Raw genomic sequence first — 16,117 nt, forward strand, 5'->3', positions numbered from 1 at the left:
TACGGCCGAGGAGCAGGGCCGCGGCCGCGGTCCCGGCGGTCGATGTGCGCATCACGGTAGGCCCCAGGGTGTAGGCCTTGGCGCCCGCCTCCTCGAAGAGCGCCACCTCGTCCCGGGCGACGCCCCCCTCGGGTCCGACGACCAGCACGATCTCGCCCTCGGCGGGCAGTTGGGCGGCGGCGAGCGGCTCGCTGCCGTGCTCGAAGTCGGAGTGCAGTACGGCGGCCAGATCGGCTTTGGCGAGAAGTGCGGCGACCTGCTTGGTGGTCGCCGCGTCCGTGATCTCCGGGAAGCGCACCCGGCGGGACTGCTTGCCGGCCTCGCGGGCGGTGGCCCGCCACTTGGCGAGGGACTTCAGGCCCCGGTCGCCCTTCCACTGGGTGATGCAGCGGGCGGCCTGCCAGGGCACGATCCGGTCGACACCGACCTCGGTCATGGTCTCCACGGCGACCTCGCCGCGGTCGCCCTTGGGCAGCGCCTGGACGACGGTGACACGGGGCTGCGGAAGGGGTTCCTCGTGGAGGATCTCCAGGTCCGTCACGACGAGCCGGTCCTTGCCCTCGGCGGCCCTGACGACACCCTCGCTCCAGCGTCCGCGCCCGTCGGTGAGGATGACGTCCTCCCCGGGCCGCAGCCGCTTCACGGAGACGGCGTGCCGGCCCTCCGGGCCGTCCAGGACGACCTCGCCGCCGGAGGAGCCGGGCACCACCAGCGGGTCGAGCACGAACACCGGGGCGGTCATCGTCCGTCCCCCCTGTCGGCTCCGCCGGCCCGGGCGCCCTCGGGCTTGCCCGACAACGCTGTCGAGGCGGCGGCGAGCTCCTGGGCGAGGACCTCCACCAGCCGCCCCGCGGGCAGCTCCCGGGCCATCCGGTGCCCCTGCCCGGCCCACAGGGCCATGCCCTGCGCGTCCCCGGCCTTGGCGGCGGCCTTGCGCAGCGGGGAGGTGAGGTGGTGGACCTCGGGGTAGGCGGCGGGCGCGTACGGGCCGTGCTCGCGCATGAAGCGGTTGACCAGGCCGCGGGCGGGCCGCCCGGAGAACGCCCGGGTCAGCGCGGTCCGGGTGAACAGCGGGTCGGTCAGCGCCCGCTTGTGCGGGTCGGCGGCGCCGGACTCGGGAGTGGCGAGGAAGGCGGTGCCCAGCTGGGCCGCGCTCGCCCCCGCGGCGAGCACGGCGGCGATCTGGCTGCCGCGCATGATGCCGCCCGCGGCGACCACCGGGATGCTCACGGTCTCGCGTATCTGGGCGACCAGCGACAGCAGGCCGATCCCGGAGCCGTCGTTCTCCGGCACGTCCCGGTGGGTGCCCTGGTGTCCGCCGGCCTCCACGCCCTGGGCGATCACCGCGTCGGCGCCGGCCCGCTCGACGGCGAGGGCCTCCTCGGCGGTGGTGGCGGTGACGAGGGTGAGGGTCCCCGCCCGGCGCAGGGCGACCAGTGCCTCGGGACTCGGCACACCGAAGTGGAAGGAGACCGCGGCCACCGGGTTGTCGAGGAGTACGGCGAGCTTCGCGTCGTACCCGTCGTCCCGGCCGCTGTCCGGGTCGCCGAGCTCGGTCTCGTACCATGCGGCCTCACCGGCCAGCTGATGCGCGTAGACCTCGACCGCGCCGGACTCGGCATGCTCCGGCTGCGGCATGAAGAGGTTCATCCCGAAGGGGCGGCCGGTCAGTCCGCGCAGCTGCTTGATCTCCTGGTACATCCCGTCGGCGGTCTTGTACCCGGCGGCCAGGAACCCCAGCCCGCCCGCCTCGGACACGGCGGCGGCGAGCTGCGGCACGGAAACCCCGCCCGCCATCGGGGCCTGCACGATCGGAAGCGGGAAGAGATCGGTCAGTGCGGAGGACATGACGGCATGTTGTCACGTCCTCCGAACAAGACCGAATCGGGCCGTCCCTTTGGCACATGCCAGATATTTCCGGGCCGAAGGGGCGGCGCCTGTTTCCGGGCCGAAGGGGCGGCGCCCCCGGCCCGGTGAGCCGTCAGCGCCCGTTGAACGCGTCCTTCAGCCGGCTGAACAGACCCTGCCGGCCCGGCTGACCGCATCCGCCCGGGGGCCGACCCCCGGACCCCCGGCAACTCCGGCAGCCCGCGTCAGCGCCCGTTGAACGCGTCCTTCAGCCGGCTGAACAATCCCTGCTGGCCCGGCTGGAACTGCCCCGTCGGCCGTTCCTCGCCGCGCAGCTTCGCCAGCTCGCGCAGCAGCCGCTCCTGCTCGGGGTCGAGCTTGGTCGGGGTCGTCACCTCGACGTGGACGATCAGGTCGCCCCGGCCGCCGCCGCGCAGATGCGTGACACCGCGGCCGTGCAGCGGGATCGACTGCCCGGACTGCGTGCCCGGCCGGATGTCGACCTCCTCCATCCCGTCCAGCGTCTCCAGCGGCACCTTCGTACCGAGCGACGCCGCCGTCATCGGAATCGTCACCGTGCAGTGCAGGTCGTCGCCGCGCCGCTGGAACGTGGAGTGCGGCAGCTCGTGGATCTCGACGTACAGGTCGCCGGCCGGACCGCCACCGGGCCCGACCTCGCCCTCGCCGGCGAGCTGGATCCGGGTGCCGTTGTCCACACCGGCCGGGATCTTCACGGTCAGCGTCCGCCGCGACCGCACCCGCCCGTCACCGGCGCACTCGGGACACGGCGTCGGCACGACCGTGCCGAAGCCCTGGCACTGCGGGCAGGGCCGCGAGGTCATGACCTGGCCCAGGAAGGACCGGGTCACCTGCGACACCTCGCCGCGACCGCGGCACATGTCACACGTCTGGGCGGAGGTGCCCGGCGCCGCGCCCTCACCGTTGCAGGTGTTGCAGACGACCGCCGTGTCGACCTGGATGTCCTTGGTCGTACCGAAGGCCGCCTCGTCGAGCTCGACCTCGATCCGGATCATGGCGTCCTGGCCGCGCCGGGTGCGCGAACGCGGACCGCGCTGCGACGCGGTACCGAAGAACGCGTCCATGATGTCCGAGAAGTTCCCGAACCCACCGGCCCCGAAGCCGCCCGCGCCCGCGCCGCCGCTCTGCGAGAGCGGATCGCCGCCGAGGTCGTAGACCTGCTTCTTCTGCGGGTCCGAGAGCACCTCGTAGGCGGCGTTGATCTCCTTGAACCGCTCCTGGGTCTTCGGATCCGGGTTGACGTCCGGGTGCAGCTCGCGCGCGAGCCGACGGAAGGCCTTCTTGATCTCTTCCTGCGACGCGTCGCGGCGCACGCCGAGAACGGCGTAGTAGTCCGTGGCCACTTACGACTCCGCCAGGATCTGTCCGACGTACCGTGCCACCGCTCGTACCGCTCCCATCGTTCCCGGGTAATCCATGCGGGTCGGGCCGACCACGCCGAGTTTGGCGAGTGCCTCGCCGCCCGAACCGTAGCCGACCGACACCACGGACGTGGAGTTGAGTCCCTCGTAGGCGTTCTCGTGACCGATGCGTACGGTCATGCCCGAATCCCCCGCCTCGCCCATGAGCTTGAGGAGGACGACATGCTCCTCCAGTGCCTCCAGGACGGGCCGGATCATGAGGGGAAAGTCATGTCCGAAGCGGGTGAGATTGGCGGTGCCGCCGATCATCAGCCGCTCCTCGTTCTCCTCGACGAGCGTCTCCAGCAGGGTGGAGAGCACCGCCGAGACCGTACCGCGGTCCTCGGCTTCGAAGGCGTCCGGCAGGTCCTCGACCAGCCGGGGCACGTCCGAGAACCGGCGACCGGCGACCCGGCTGTTGAGCCGCGCCCGCAGATCCGCCAGCGACGACTCCCCGAAGGGCGCCGGGCAGTCGACCATCCGCTGCTCGACCCGCCCGGTGTCGGTGATCAGCACCAGCATCAGCCGGGCCGGCGCGAGCGCGAGCAGTTCCACGTGCCGCACGGTGGACCGGGTCAGCGACGGATACTGCACGACCGCGACCTGCCGCGTCAGCTGCGCCAGCAGCCGCACCGTCCGCGCCACGACGTCGTCGAGGTCGACGGCGCCGTCGAGGAAGTTCTGGATGGCCCGCCGCTCCGGCGCGCTCATCGGCTTCACGCCGGCGAGCTTGTCGACGAACAGCCGGTAGCCCTTGTCGGTCGGGATCCGCCCGGCGCTGGTGTGCGGCTGGGCGATGTACCCCTCGTCCTCCAGGGCGGCCATGTCGTTGCGCACGGTCGCCGGGGAGACGCCGAGGTTGTGCCGCTCGGTCAGCGCCTTCGACCCCACCGGCTCCTCGGTGCCGACGTAGTCCTGGACGATGGCGCGCAATACCTGAAGCCTGCGTTCACTCAGCATCCAGCGCCACACCTCCAGAAAGTCGTCCCCGCGGCCGTTCGGGTCTTTCGCCTGGCACTCTGCGAGTCCGAGTGCCAGCATCCCCGGCCCAGTGTACGGCCGTCGGGTACCGACTGGGCAAGGTCGGCGAGGACCCGGGACGTTCTACCGCTAGCGTCGCGGTGTGACGGTGACTTGGGAAGAGCTGGGCTGGGAGCGGGTGGCCGAGGGGGTCGGCCGGTGCCGGCTGCCGGGCTGGGACTGCACGGCCGGGCTGGTCCTCGGGGCGGGCCCGGTCCTGATGGTGGACGCGGGGTCGAGCCTGGCGGAGGGCGCGAGGCTGCACGGGGAGGCGCAGCGGCTGGCCGGGCGCCGTGTGACCGATCTCGCGCTCACCCATCCGCACTTCGACCACGTCTTCGGCGCCCCGGTGTTCGCGGGCGCGGAGGTGTACGCGGCGGCGGGCGCGGAGGCCGTCCTCGCCCACGGCCGCGAGGCACTCCGCCTGGACGCGGTCCGCAACGGCCTGCCGGCCCCGGAGGCCGAGGAGGCGGCCGACGCGCTGCCCCGGCCCCGCCGCCCTGTCTCCGGCGAGTGGAACCTCGACCTCGGCGACGGCCGCCGGGCCCTGCTGGCCGACGTGGGCCCCGGCCACACCCGCCACGACCTCGCCGTCCTCGTCCCCGGCGACCCGCCGGTGGTGTTCTGCGGCGACCTGGTGGAGGAGTCCGGCGCTCCCCAGGCCGGCCCCGACGCCGTACCGTCCCGCTGGCCGGCCGCCCTGGACCGGCTGCTCGCCCTCGGCGGCGAGGACGCCCGGTACGTGCCCGGTCACGGAGCGGTGGTGGACGCGGCCTTCGTACGACGGCAACGCGACGCCCTGGCCGCCCGTTTCGGCGTGTCGTGACCACGCCGCCGCCGCTTCTCCTATCGTCATCCGAATGCGCCAGTACTCCGCCGACCTGACCCCGCCGTGGAAGAAGCCGAAACCGGCGCCGGAGGTGGCCGCCGAACCCGGCCTGGTCGTCGAGGAACCCGGCACCGGCTTCTGCGGCGCGGTGATCCGCTGCGAAGCGGGCACGGTGACGCTGGAGGACCGCTTCGGCAAACACCGCGTCTTCCCGCTGGAGCCGCGGGGCTTCCTCCTGGAGGGCCGGGTGGTCACCCTCGTGCGCCCCGCCTCGGCCGGCCCCGTACGTCCCGCGCGCACCGCCTCCGGTTCGGTCGCCGTGCCCGGCGCACGCGCGCGCGTGGCCCGCGCCGGCCGCATCTACGTCGAGGGCCGCCACGACGCGGAACTGGTCGAGAAGGTCTGGGGCGACGACCTGCGCATCGAGGGCGTGGTCGTGGAGTACCTGGGGGGCGTCGACGACCTCCCCTCGATCGTGGCCGAATTCGCACCGGGCCCCGACGCACGCCTCGGTGTCCTGGTGGACCACCTGCTCCCCGGCACCAAGGAGTGGCGCATCGCACAGTCGGTCACCAGCGAGCACGCCCTGGTGGTCGGCCACCCGTACATCGACATCTGGGAGGCGGTGAAACCCGCCGCCCTGGGCATCGAGTCCTGGCCGCGCGTCCCGCACGGCCAGGACTGGAAGACGGGCGTGTGCCGGGCGCTCGGCTGGCCCTCGGACAACACGGGCGCGGTGTGGCAGGCGATCCTGGCCCGCGTGGGGTCCTACAAGGACCTGGAACCGGAGCTGCTCGGGCGGGTGGAGGAACTCATCGACTTCGTGACGGCTCCTTAGGCCCTTCAGCTCCTCAGCCGGGCGCCCCTCCCGCTCCGGCCCGCTCAGTCCACCAGGTCCCTGACCACCGCGTCCGCCAGCAACCGCCCCCGCAGCGTCAGCACGGCCCGCCCGTCACCGTACGGGCCGGTCTCCAGCAGCCCCTCCCCCAGCGCCCGCCGCGCGGCCGCCAGCCCCTGCTCCTTCAGCAACGTCAGCGGCACCCCCTCCCGCAGCCGCAGCTCCAGCAGGATCCGCTCCACCCTGCGGTCCTCGTCGGTGAGGAGCTCACGCCCGGCCCCCGGCGACCGCCCCGACGCCAGCGCCGCCGCGTACGCCCCCGGATGCTTGACGTTCCACCAACGCACACCGCCCACGTGCGCGTGCGCGCCCGGTCCCGCGCCCCACCAGTCGGCGCCCCGCCAGTACAGCTCGTTGTGCAGGCAGCGGGCGGCCTCGGAGGTGGCCCAGTTGGACACCTCGTACCAGTCGAAGCCCGCCGCGGACAGCATCTCCTCGGCGATCAGATAGCGGTCCGCGTGGACGTCGTCGTCGGTCATCGGGACCTCGCCCCGGCGGATCCGGCGGGCCAGCTGGGTGCCCTCCTCGACGATCAGCGCGTACGCCGACACATGGTCCGGGCCGGCTCCGAGCGCCGCGTCCAGCGAGGCCCGCCAGTCGTCGTCGGACTCGCCCGGCGTGCCGTAGATCAGATCCAGGTTGACGTGCTCGAAGCCGGCCGCACGGGCCTCCGCGACACACGCCTCGGGACGCCCCGGGGTGTGCGTGCGGTCCAGGACGCGCAGCACATGCTGCCGGGCGCTCTGCATGCCGAAGGAGACCCGGTTGAAGCCGCCCTCGCGCAGGGCCGCCAGATACGCGGGGTCGACGGACTCCGGGTTCGCCTCCGTGGTGACCTCCGCGTCGGCGGCCAGACCGAACTCGTCGCGGATCGCGTGCAGCATCCGTACCAGGTCACCGGCGGCCAGCAGCGTCGGCGTGCCCCCGCCCACGAACACCGTGCGGACCTCGCGCGGGTCGTCGCCGAGAACCTTGCGGGCCAGCCTGACCTCGTCGATCAGGGTGTCCGCGTAGTTGTCGCGGGAGGCGAGGACACCGCCGGTGCCGCGCAGCTCGGTCGCCGTGTACGTGTTGAAGTCGCAGTAGCCGCAGCGGGTCGCGCAGTAGGGGACGTGCAGATAGAACCCGAGGGGGCGGCCGGCGGCACCGGCCAGCGCGTGCGCCGGGAGCGCGCCGTCGTCGGGGACCGGTTCGCCGTCGGGAAGTGCGGAAGGCATGTCCTCCATTGTCCCGTACGACGCCGGTTACTCCGCCTGGAGCACCAGCAGCGCCAGATCGTCCTCCGGCTGCCCGCCGCCGAACTCGTGCACGAGCCGTCGGATGCGCTCGGCGATCAGCTCGGCGCTCAGGCCCGTGCAGCTCGCGAGCGCCCTGGCGAGCCCGTCGCCGTCGTCGAACTGCCGGGAGCCCGAGCGGCGCTCGGTGACCCCGTCGGTCACGCACAGCAGGCTGTCGCCGGGCCCGAGCTCGATGGTCTCGCTGGTGTACGTCTCGTCCTCCACGACCCCGAGCAGCGTCTGCGGCCGGGCGGCGGTGCGGACCGCGCCGTCGGGGCCGAGGAGCAGCGGCAGCGGATGCCCGGCGGAGGCGAGGGTGCAGCGGATGCCGCCCGCTTCGAGGGGGGTGAGTTCGCCGTAGAGGAGGGAGAGGAAACGGGTCTGCGGGCCGTCGCCGGGCGGCATGCGGCCACCGGCGGCGACCAGGGCGCGGGCGGCGGCGTCGGCGGCCTCGGTGGCGTCGTCGAGGAGGAGCTGGTTGAGCCGGTCGAGGACGTCGGCGACCCGGTACCCCTCCCGGGCGAGCAGCCGCAGCCAGGGCCGGGCCAGGCCGATGACGACGGCGGCCTCGGGGCCCTTGCCCTGGACGTCGCCGACGGCGAAGCACCAGCGGCCGTCGCCGGCCGGGAAGAGGTCGTAGAAGTCACCGCTGGGGCCGCCCTTGTCGCACGGCTCGTAGACCAGCGCGCTGCGCACGCCCGGGATCTCGGCGACCGCGCCGGGCAGCAGCCCGCGCTGGAGGACGGCGCTGATGGTGGCCTGGCGGGCGTACTGGCGGGCCGCGCCGATGGCGAGGGCGACCCGGCGGCCGAAATCCTCGACCAGACCGGTGATCTCGTCGGGGAAACCGGCCGGGCCGGAGCGTCCGATCACGAGCGTGCCGAGCGGACGGCCCCCCGCGATCAGCCGGTAGGAGAGCGCCGAGCCGCGGGCGGTCTGCGGGCCGAGCGCCTCGCCGGGCCAGGGATACGGCTCGGGACCGGACCGTAAGCCGTCCGTCGCGCACGGCGGGTCCTTCTCCAGGGCGCGGCGCAGTTCCTCGATGCGGTTCTCGCTGCCGTGCCAGACCCGGGCCAGCCGCGGCCCGCCCGCGCCGTTCGCGTCGCCCCAGCCGCCGGACCGCACCGTCGACTCGTCCTCCAGCCACACCGCGCACCAGTCGGCCAGCCGCGGCACGATCAGCTGGCCGGTGAGCGCGGCCACCAGGTTCTCGTCGAGCTGTCCGGCGAGCAGGTCGGAGGCCTCGGCGAGGAAGGACAACGCGCCCCGGTCCAGCCAGTCCCGGTCCCGGTCGGGGCGATGGGTGCACCCCCGTTCCAGCGCGGCCGAGTGCGGCGGAGGCTCGGGCGCGAGGATCTCGGCCACCTTCAGCTCCTGCTCGTCGGGGAGCGTGCCGCCGCGCCCGGTCAGGCGCGCCCACACCGTCTTCGCGCCGACGCGGTAGGTGACCCCCCAGGACTCGGCGAGCGAGGCGACCAGGCGCAGCCCGCGCCCGTACTCCGGGGTCTCGTACGGCGTCTCCCCCGGGTGGTCGCGCGGGGCGCGGGAGGGATGGCGGTCGGTGACCTCGACGACGAACGCCGTCTCCTGCCGTGCCTCCTCCAGCCACCAGTCGACCTCGACGTCGGTGCCGGCGTGCACGACGGCGTTGGTGACGAGTTCGCTGACCACGACCAGGGCGTCCTCGGCGACCCGCTGTCCCGGCTCCAGCAGGCCGCAGTCGGTCCACTCGTCGAGGCAGGCGCGCACCAGCGCGCGGGCCGAGCCCGGCGCGAGGGGGCTCCCGGGGAGGGTCGCGCGCCCCTGCGCGTACGCGCCCGCGCTCTCGTGGGCGGGCGCCTCGTCGCGCGCAGGCGCCTCACGGACCCGGGAGACGGTCTCCCGTTGCGTGGGTATGGCCCCCATGTCGAGCTCCCGGAGCAGTTCGGACGAATACATCCCGATCGATGCGGACAGAGTGACAGACTGGCTGCGCCCATAAGCACCGAGTTACCGAAGTGGGCCGCCATGAGTGAGAACAGTGCTACGCGTGTGCTCGAAGTCGGACAGAAACCGGAACAACTCCGAGCATCCGAACTGCGCCCTCTGCTCGCCGCCATGACCGCCGCCCGCGACGGCGACTTCACGAAAGTGCCGGAGACCGGAGAGGGGATCGTCGGCGAACTCACCGCGGTCTTCAACCAGATCATGGACCGCAGCGTTCACTTCAACACCGAGGTGCAACGCGTGAAACGCGAGCTGGTGCGCCACGGCCGCCTCGACGAACGAGTGTCGGCCAGCCCCGGCCAGGGCGCCTGGACGTCCCGGGTCAACGACGTCAACCAGGTCCTCGACGCCCTGGTCGCCCCGGCGGCGAACGCCACGCGCGTCCTGGACGCGGTGGCCGGCGGCGATCTGACCCAACGCGTCGATCTGCACGACGGCAGCCGCCAGTTGCGCGGCGATCTGCGCAGACTGGGCCGCGCCGTGAACAAGATGGTCGACCAGCTGTCCCTGTTCACCGGCGAGGTGACCCGGGTCGCGCGCGAGGTCGGCACCGAGGGGCGGCTCGGCGGCCGGGCCAAGGTGCAGCGCCTGTCCGGCAGCTGGCGGGACGTGACCGAGGCCGTCAACACCATGGCGTCGCGGCTGACCGCCCAGGTCCGCGACATCGCCCTGGTGACGACGGCGGTGGCCCGGGGTGACCTGACCCGCACGGTGACCGTCGAGGCGACCGGTGAACTGCTGGAACTGAAGCTCACCGTCAACACCATGGTCGACCAGCTGTCCGCGTTCGCGGACGAGGTGACGAGGGTCGCGCGCGAGGTCGGCACGGAGGGCCAGCTGGGCGGCCGGGCCCAGGTGCGGGGCGTCTCCGGCGTCTGGAAGGACCTCACCGACAACGTCAACTTCATGGCGTCGAACCTGACCTCCCAGGTCCGCAACATCGCCCAGGTGACGACAGCCGTCGCCAACGGCGACCTCTCGCAGAAGATCACGGTCGACGCCAAGGGCGAGATTCTCGAACTGAAGTCGACGATCAACACGATGGTCGACCAGCTGTCGGCGTTCGCCGACGAAGTCACCCGCGTCGCCCGCGAAGTCGGCACCGAAGGAAACCTCGGCGGCCGGGCACAGGTCAGAGGCGTCTCCGGGGTCTGGAAAGACCTCACCGACAACGTCAACTTCATGGCGGACAACCTGACGTCCCAGGTCCGCAACATCGCGCTCGTCTCCACGGCCGTCGCCCAGGGCGACCTCGGCAAGAAGATCACCGTGGAGGCGAAAGGCGAGATCCTCGAACTGAAATCGACGATCAACACGATGGTCGACCAGCTGTCGGCGTTCGCCGACGAAGTCACCCGCGTCGCCCGCGAAGTCGGCACCGAAGGAAACCTCGGCGGTCAGGCGCAGGTCAGAGGCGTCTCCGGGGTCTGGAAAGACCTCACCGACAACGTCAACTTCATGGCGCTGAACCTGACCTCCCAGGTCCGCAACATCGCCCAGGTGACGACAGCCGTCGCCAACGGCGACCTCTCCAAGAAAATCACCGTCGACGCACGCGGCGAGATCCTCGAACTGAAGGACACCGTCAACACGATGGTGGAGCAGCTGCGGGCCTTCGCCGACGAGGTGACCCGCGTGGCCCGCGAGGTCGGCACCGACGGCCGGCTGGGCGGCCGCGCCCAGGTGCTCGGCGTCTCCGGCGTCTGGCGGGACCTGACCGACAACGTCAACTACATGGCCGACAACCTCACCTCACAGGTGCGGAACATCGCCCAGGTGGCGACGGCCGTGGCACAGGGCGACCTGTCGAAGAAGATCGACGTGGACGCGCGCGGCGAGATCCTCGAACTGAAGACGACGATCAACACGATGGTCGACACACTGTCGTCGTTCTCCTCCGAGGTGACCCGCGTGGCCCGCGAGGTGGGCTCCGAAGGGCAACTGGGCGGCCAGGCGCGCGTGGAGGGCGTGTACGGCACCTGGAAGCGCCTGACGACCAACGTGAACGAACTCGCCCTCAACCTCACCACCCAGGTCCGGGCGATCGCCGAGGTCGCCTCGGCCGTCGCGCAGGGCGACATGTCCCGGTCGATCACGGTGGAGACGCAGGGCGAGGTCGCCGAGCTGAAGGACAACATCAACCTGATGGTGGCCAACCTGCGCGAGACGACCCGTGCGAAGGACTGGCTGGAGTCCAACCTGGCCCGGCTCGCCGCGCTGATGCAGGGCCACCGGGACCTGATGGAGGTCGCCGACCTGATCCTGCGCGAACTGACCCCGCTGGTGAACGCCCAGTACGGCGCGTTCTTCCTGGCCGACCCGGACGAGGACGGCGCCGCCGTGCGGACGGCCGTACCGGCGAAGGGCCTGGCGTTCATCGCCGGCTACGGCTCGGCACAGGGCGCGATCGTCGAGACCGGCGGCCTGCCGGTGCACGGCCTGGTCCGCCAGGCGGCCCGCGAGAAGACGCGGATCCTCGTCGAGGAGGCACCGCCGGACTACATCAAGATCAACAGTGGTCTCGGGGAGGCGTCGCCGACGACGATCGTCATCATCCCGATCCTCTTCGAGGACAAACTCCTCGGCGTGATCGAACTGGCCTCCTTCTCCCGCTTCTCGGACGTCCACCTGGCCTTCTTCGACCAGTTCGTCAACACCATCGGCGTGGCCATCAACACGATCATCGCCAACTCCCGCACGGAGTCCCTGCTCGGCGAGTCGCAACGGCTGGCGATGCAGCTCCAGGAACGTTCGGACGAACTTCAAAAACAACAGGCGGAACTCCAGCGCTCCAACGCGGAACTTGAGGAAAAAGCCGCCCTCCTGGCGACTTCTTCCCAGTACAAGTCGGAGTTCCTGGCCAACATGTCCCACGAACTGCGCACTCCGCTGAACTCCTTGTTGATTCTGGCCCGACTGCTGTCCGACAACCCGGACGGCCGTCTCTCGGACCAGGAGGTCCAGTTCGCGACGACGATCCACCGCTCGGGCTCCGACCTCCTCCAGCTCATCAACGACATCCTGGACCTGTCGAAGATCGAGGCCGGCCGGATGGACGTACGCCCCAAACGCCTCCCCCTGATCAAACTGCTCGACTACGTCCACGCGACCTTCCGCCCGCTGACCCTGGACCGGGGTCTGGCCTTCGAGGTGGCGGTCGGCGAGGACGTACCGCGCGAGATGTACTCCGACGAACAGCGCCTCCAGCAGATCCTGCGCAACCTGCTCTCCAACGCGATCAAGTTCACCGCCAAGGGGAGGGTGGAACTGCGGGTCGTCCGGGTGACGGACCCCGACCAGCACTACGTCCGCGGCAGCGACGAACTGATCGCCTTCGAGGTGACGGACACCGGCATCGGGATCGCCGCCGAGAAACTCCCGGTGATCTTCGAGGCGTTCCAGCAGGCCGACGGCACCACGAACCGCAAGTACGGCGGCACCGGCCTCGGCCTGTCCATCAGCCGTGAGATCGCGGGCCTGCTGGGCGGCCGGATCGTCGCGGCGAGCGAGCAGGGCAAGGGCTCGACGTTCACGCTGTACGTCCCGGTCGTCAGCCCCGGCCACACGGCGGCGGGCCCCACCCCCGAGGACCACACCCTGACCGTCCCCGACCCCGCCAGGCCCGGCGCCCTCGACACCGACGACTCCTGGCCGGCGCCGACCAAGCTGGAGGCCTGGCAGTCCGGCCGCGCCGGCCAGATCCTGCCCGGCCGGCGCGTCCTGATCATCGACGACGACATCCGCAACGTGTTCGCTCTCACCCACGTCCTGGGCCGCGTCGGCATGCCCGTGCTGTACGCGGAGAACGGCCGGGAGGGCATCGAGACCCTAGAACGCAACCAGGACGTCGAACTGGTCCTGATGGACATCATGATGCCGGAGATGGACGGCTACGAGACCATCGCGGCCATCCGCCGCGCTCCTCGCTGGACCGGCCTGCCGATCGTCGCGCTGACGGCGAAGGCGATGCCCGGCGACCGGGAGAAGTCCATCGCGCGCGGCGCCAACGACTACGTACCCAAACCCGTGGACGTCGACCGGCTGCTCACCGTCGTCTGCGCACTCCTGGACCCCGACAGCACGGAAGGCGGCGAGACCGCCTACAAGGAACGGACAGGGCGATGATCGCTGACGAGCGGGCCGGCATCCTCCTGGTCGACGACATGGAGGACAACCTGATCGCGCTGGAGGCCGTACTGGGCTCGCTGAACGAGCCGATAGTGCGCGCGCGTTCCGGTGAGGAGGCGATGAAGGCCCTGCTGCGCCGCCGCTTCGCCGTGATCCTCCTCGACATCCGCATGCCGGGCATGGACGGCTTCGAGACGGCCGCGAACATCAAACGCCTCGACCAGACCAAGGACGTCCCCATCATCTTCCTGACGGGAGCAGAGGAGGACGCCGGGTTTGCCTTCCGCGGTTATGCGACGGGCGCGGCGGACTATCTGACGAAACCCTTCGATCCGTGGGTGCTGCGGGCGAAGGTCAACGTGTTTTTGGAGCTGCACAGAAAAAACCAGCAGTTGCAGGCTCTGTTGACGCGAGAACAGGCGGATTTCAGCGAGTTGAGCAAGCGGCTGGCGATCCTGGAGGACCACTTGTCGCAAGACGGTCCTCTGGACGCGGCGGCTCTACGGGCCGAGGTCGGTGAGCTGCGTCAGCTGATCCGACCGCAGGGGGGCGGGGAACCGCGCGAGCAGCCCCCACGCCCCGGTACCTGAGGACGAGCCCCCTACGCCTCGCGCGTCCCCGCGTACATCTCGTCGATCAGGTGCTTGTACCCGCGTTCCACAACCGGCCTCTTCACCTTCAGGCTCGGCGTGATCTCCCCGTGCTCCACATCCAGATCCCGGGGCAGCAGCCGGAACTTCTTGATGGTCTGCCACCGCTGCAGCCCCTCGTTGAGCTGCTTGACGTAACCGTCGACCATCTCGACGGTCGCCGGCGCGGCCACCACCTCGGCGTAGGACTTGCCCTCCAGGCCGTTCTCCTTGGCCCATTCCAGGATCGCGACCTCGTCAAGAGCGATCAGGGCCGTGCAGAAGTTCCGGTCGGCGCCGTGCACGAGGATGTTGGAGACGTACGGGCAGACCGCCTTGAACTGTCCCTCGACCTCGGCGGGCGCGATGTACTTGCCGCCGGACGTCTTGATGAGGTCCTTCTTGCGGTCGGTGATCCGCAGATAGCCGTCGGGGGACAGCTCACCGATGTCACCGGTGTGGAACCAGCCGTCGGCCTCCAGGACCTCCGCCGTCTTCTCGGGCAGTCCGTGGTAGCCCTGCATGATGCCGGGGCCGCGGAGCAGGATCTCCCCGTCGTCGGCGATCCGTACCTCGCAGCCGGGCAGCGGCTTGCCGACCGTACCGGTGCGGTAGGCCTCGCCGGGGTTCACGAAGGACGCGGCGGAGGACTCCGTCAGACCGTAGCCCTCGAGGATGTGCACACCGGCGCCGGCGAAGAAGTAGCCGATCTCGGGGGCCAGCGCGGCGGACCCGGAGACGCAGGCCCGCAGCCGCCCGCCGAAGGCCTCCCGCAGCTTGGAGTAGACGAGTCCGTCGGCGACCTTGTGCTTGGCGGTGAGCCCGAAGGGCGCGGTGGCGGAGCCGGTGCGGCGGAAGTTGTCCTGGGTGGCCTTGGCGTACTCGCGGGCCACGTCGGCCGCCCACTGGAAGATCTTGTACTTGGCCGCGCCACCGGCACGGGCCTTCGCGGCGACACCGTTGTAGACCTTCTCGAAGATGCGCGGTACGGCGGCCATGTACGTCGGCTGCACGACCGGCAGGTTCTCGATGATCTTGTCGACGCGGCCGTCGACGGCGGTGACATGGCCGACCTCGATCTGCCCGGAGGTGAGCACCTTGCCGAAGACATGGGCGAGCGGCAGCCAGAGGTACTGCACGTCGTCGGTGCTGACCAGCCCGGTCGCGGCGATCGCCTTCGCCATGTACGACCAGTTGTCCTGCGGCAGCCGTACGCCCTTGGGGCGGCCGGTGGTGCCGGAGGTGTAGATGAGCGTGGCGAGCTGGTCCTTGGTGATCGCGCCGACCCGCTCCTTGATCAGCTCGGGGTGCTTCTCCAGGTACTTGGCACCGCGCTCCTCCAGCTCGGCGAGGGTGAGAACCCAGTCGTCCGTCTCCACGCCGGCCGGGTCGATGACGACGACCTGGGTGAGTTCGGGCAGCTCGGCGCGCTTCTCGACGGCCTTGGCGACCTGTGCCGCGTCCTCCGCGATCAGCACCCGGCTGCCGGAGTCGGAGAGGATGAACGCCGACTCCTCCGCATTGGTCTGCGGATAGACGGTCGTCGTGGCCGCTCCGGCGCACAGGATGCCGAGGTCGGTGAGGATCCACTCGACGCGGGTGGAGGCGGCGAGGGCGACCCGCTGCTCGGGCTGGATGCCGAGTTCGATGAGACCGGCCGCGATCGCGTAGACGCGCTCGGCCGCCTGCCCCCAGCTCAGGGACTTCCACTCGTCCGGCCCCTGACCGGAGGCGGCGGGCACCGGGTACCGGTAGGCCTCGGCGTCCGGTGTGGCCGCCACACGCTCCAGGAAGAGGGCCGCCACGGACGGCGGACGGTTCTCGATCAGTGTCTGCGTGTCGCTCACGACATCCTCCGGGGGCCCGCGACGGTGCGGCTGGCTCAGTGCGGCTGGGTTTACTCACGGTGCGGTTCGCACTACTTGTTTAACTCGCGAGTAACTATCGAGCAGGGATCAGAGTAAGCCGCGACCGGCCTGTACGTAAGGGGCATCGGCCTGTCTGTTTCCCCGCATCTTCCACACAGAGCGACCCTACGCACGCGTAGGGGTCCGCCGCACTTT

Annotated in this window: 11 protein-coding genes; 4 read left to right on the forward strand and 7 right to left on the reverse strand. The window is 71.1% G+C overall.

Features of this window, described 5'->3' with window-relative positions:
* From ACZ4N4_RS04425 to hrcA, 4 genes are all read right to left on the reverse strand, one after another.
* Positions 1-742 (reverse strand): 16S rRNA (uracil(1498)-N(3))-methyltransferase (locus tag ACZ4N4_RS04425; protein ID WP_467584301.1); only part of this gene is annotated, 742 nt, incomplete at its 3' end.
* Positions 739-1,848: a nitronate monooxygenase gene (locus ACZ4N4_RS04430; protein ID WP_467584303.1), complete on the reverse strand. Its 1,110-nt coding sequence runs from the start codon at positions 1,846-1,848 to the stop codon at positions 739-741. The genes ACZ4N4_RS04430 and ACZ4N4_RS04425, both read right to left, overlap by 4 nt.
* A 245-nt stretch (positions 1,849-2,093) precedes the next feature.
* Entirely contained in the window at positions 2,094-3,230 is a 1,137-nt protein-coding gene (dnaJ, locus tag ACZ4N4_RS04435) for a molecular chaperone DnaJ (RefSeq protein WP_450755540.1), read from the reverse strand.
* On the reverse strand, positions 3,231-4,247 hold the full coding sequence (gene hrcA / locus ACZ4N4_RS04440; RefSeq protein WP_360484040.1) for a heat-inducible transcriptional repressor HrcA: 1,017 nt from the start codon (positions 4,245-4,247) through the stop codon (positions 3,231-3,233).
* A 163-nt stretch (positions 4,248-4,410) separates the two neighbouring features.
* Between hrcA and ACZ4N4_RS04445 the strand changes: the two genes are divergently transcribed.
* Positions 4,411-5,133, forward strand: a complete 723-nt coding sequence (locus ACZ4N4_RS04445) for an MBL fold metallo-hydrolase (RefSeq protein WP_467584306.1) — start codon at positions 4,411-4,413, stop codon at positions 5,131-5,133.
* A gap of 34 nt (positions 5,134-5,167) precedes the next feature.
* Positions 5,168-5,974 (forward strand): DUF3097 domain-containing protein, encoded by an 807-nt coding sequence (locus tag ACZ4N4_RS04450; RefSeq protein WP_467584309.1) that lies wholly within the window; start codon positions 5,168-5,170, stop codon positions 5,972-5,974.
* A gap of 44 nt (positions 5,975-6,018) precedes the next feature.
* Here the strand turns inward: ACZ4N4_RS04450 and hemW are convergent, their stop codons facing one another.
* Both hemW and ACZ4N4_RS04460 read right to left on the reverse strand, forming a co-directional pair.
* A complete protein-coding gene (hemW, locus tag ACZ4N4_RS04455; RefSeq protein WP_453572769.1) occupies positions 6,019-7,251 on the reverse strand; it encodes a radical SAM family heme chaperone HemW in 1,233 nt (410 codons plus the stop codon).
* A gap of 27 nt (positions 7,252-7,278) precedes the next feature.
* Positions 7,279-9,216 carry a SpoIIE family protein phosphatase gene (locus tag ACZ4N4_RS04460; protein ID WP_467584313.1) on the reverse strand — a complete coding sequence of 646 codons (1,938 nt, stop codon included), beginning with the start codon at positions 9,214-9,216 and terminating at the stop codon, positions 7,279-7,281.
* Positions 9,217-9,318: 102 nt separating this feature from the next.
* Between ACZ4N4_RS04460 and ACZ4N4_RS04465 the strand changes: the two genes are divergently transcribed.
* Both ACZ4N4_RS04465 and ACZ4N4_RS04470 read left to right on the forward strand, forming a co-directional pair.
* Complete coding sequence (locus ACZ4N4_RS04465) at positions 9,319-13,422, forward strand: HAMP domain-containing protein (RefSeq protein WP_467584316.1); 4,104 nt, start codon at positions 9,319-9,321, stop codon at positions 13,420-13,422.
* Complete coding sequence (locus ACZ4N4_RS04470; protein ID WP_467584319.1) at positions 13,419-14,015, forward strand: response regulator; 597 nt, start codon at positions 13,419-13,421, stop codon at positions 14,013-14,015. The genes ACZ4N4_RS04465 and ACZ4N4_RS04470 overlap by 4 nt, the downstream gene beginning before the upstream one ends.
* 11 nt (positions 14,016-14,026) lie before the next feature.
* Here the strand turns inward: ACZ4N4_RS04470 and ACZ4N4_RS04475 are convergent, their stop codons facing one another.
* Positions 14,027-15,901 carry an AMP-dependent synthetase/ligase gene (locus ACZ4N4_RS04475; RefSeq protein ID WP_467584321.1) on the reverse strand — a complete coding sequence of 625 codons (1,875 nt, stop codon included), beginning with the start codon at positions 15,899-15,901 and terminating at the stop codon, positions 14,027-14,029.
* Between the last annotated feature and the right edge of the window lie 216 nt (positions 15,902-16,117).

It is taken from the genome of Streptomyces sp. NPDC026538 (assembly GCF_055567535.1).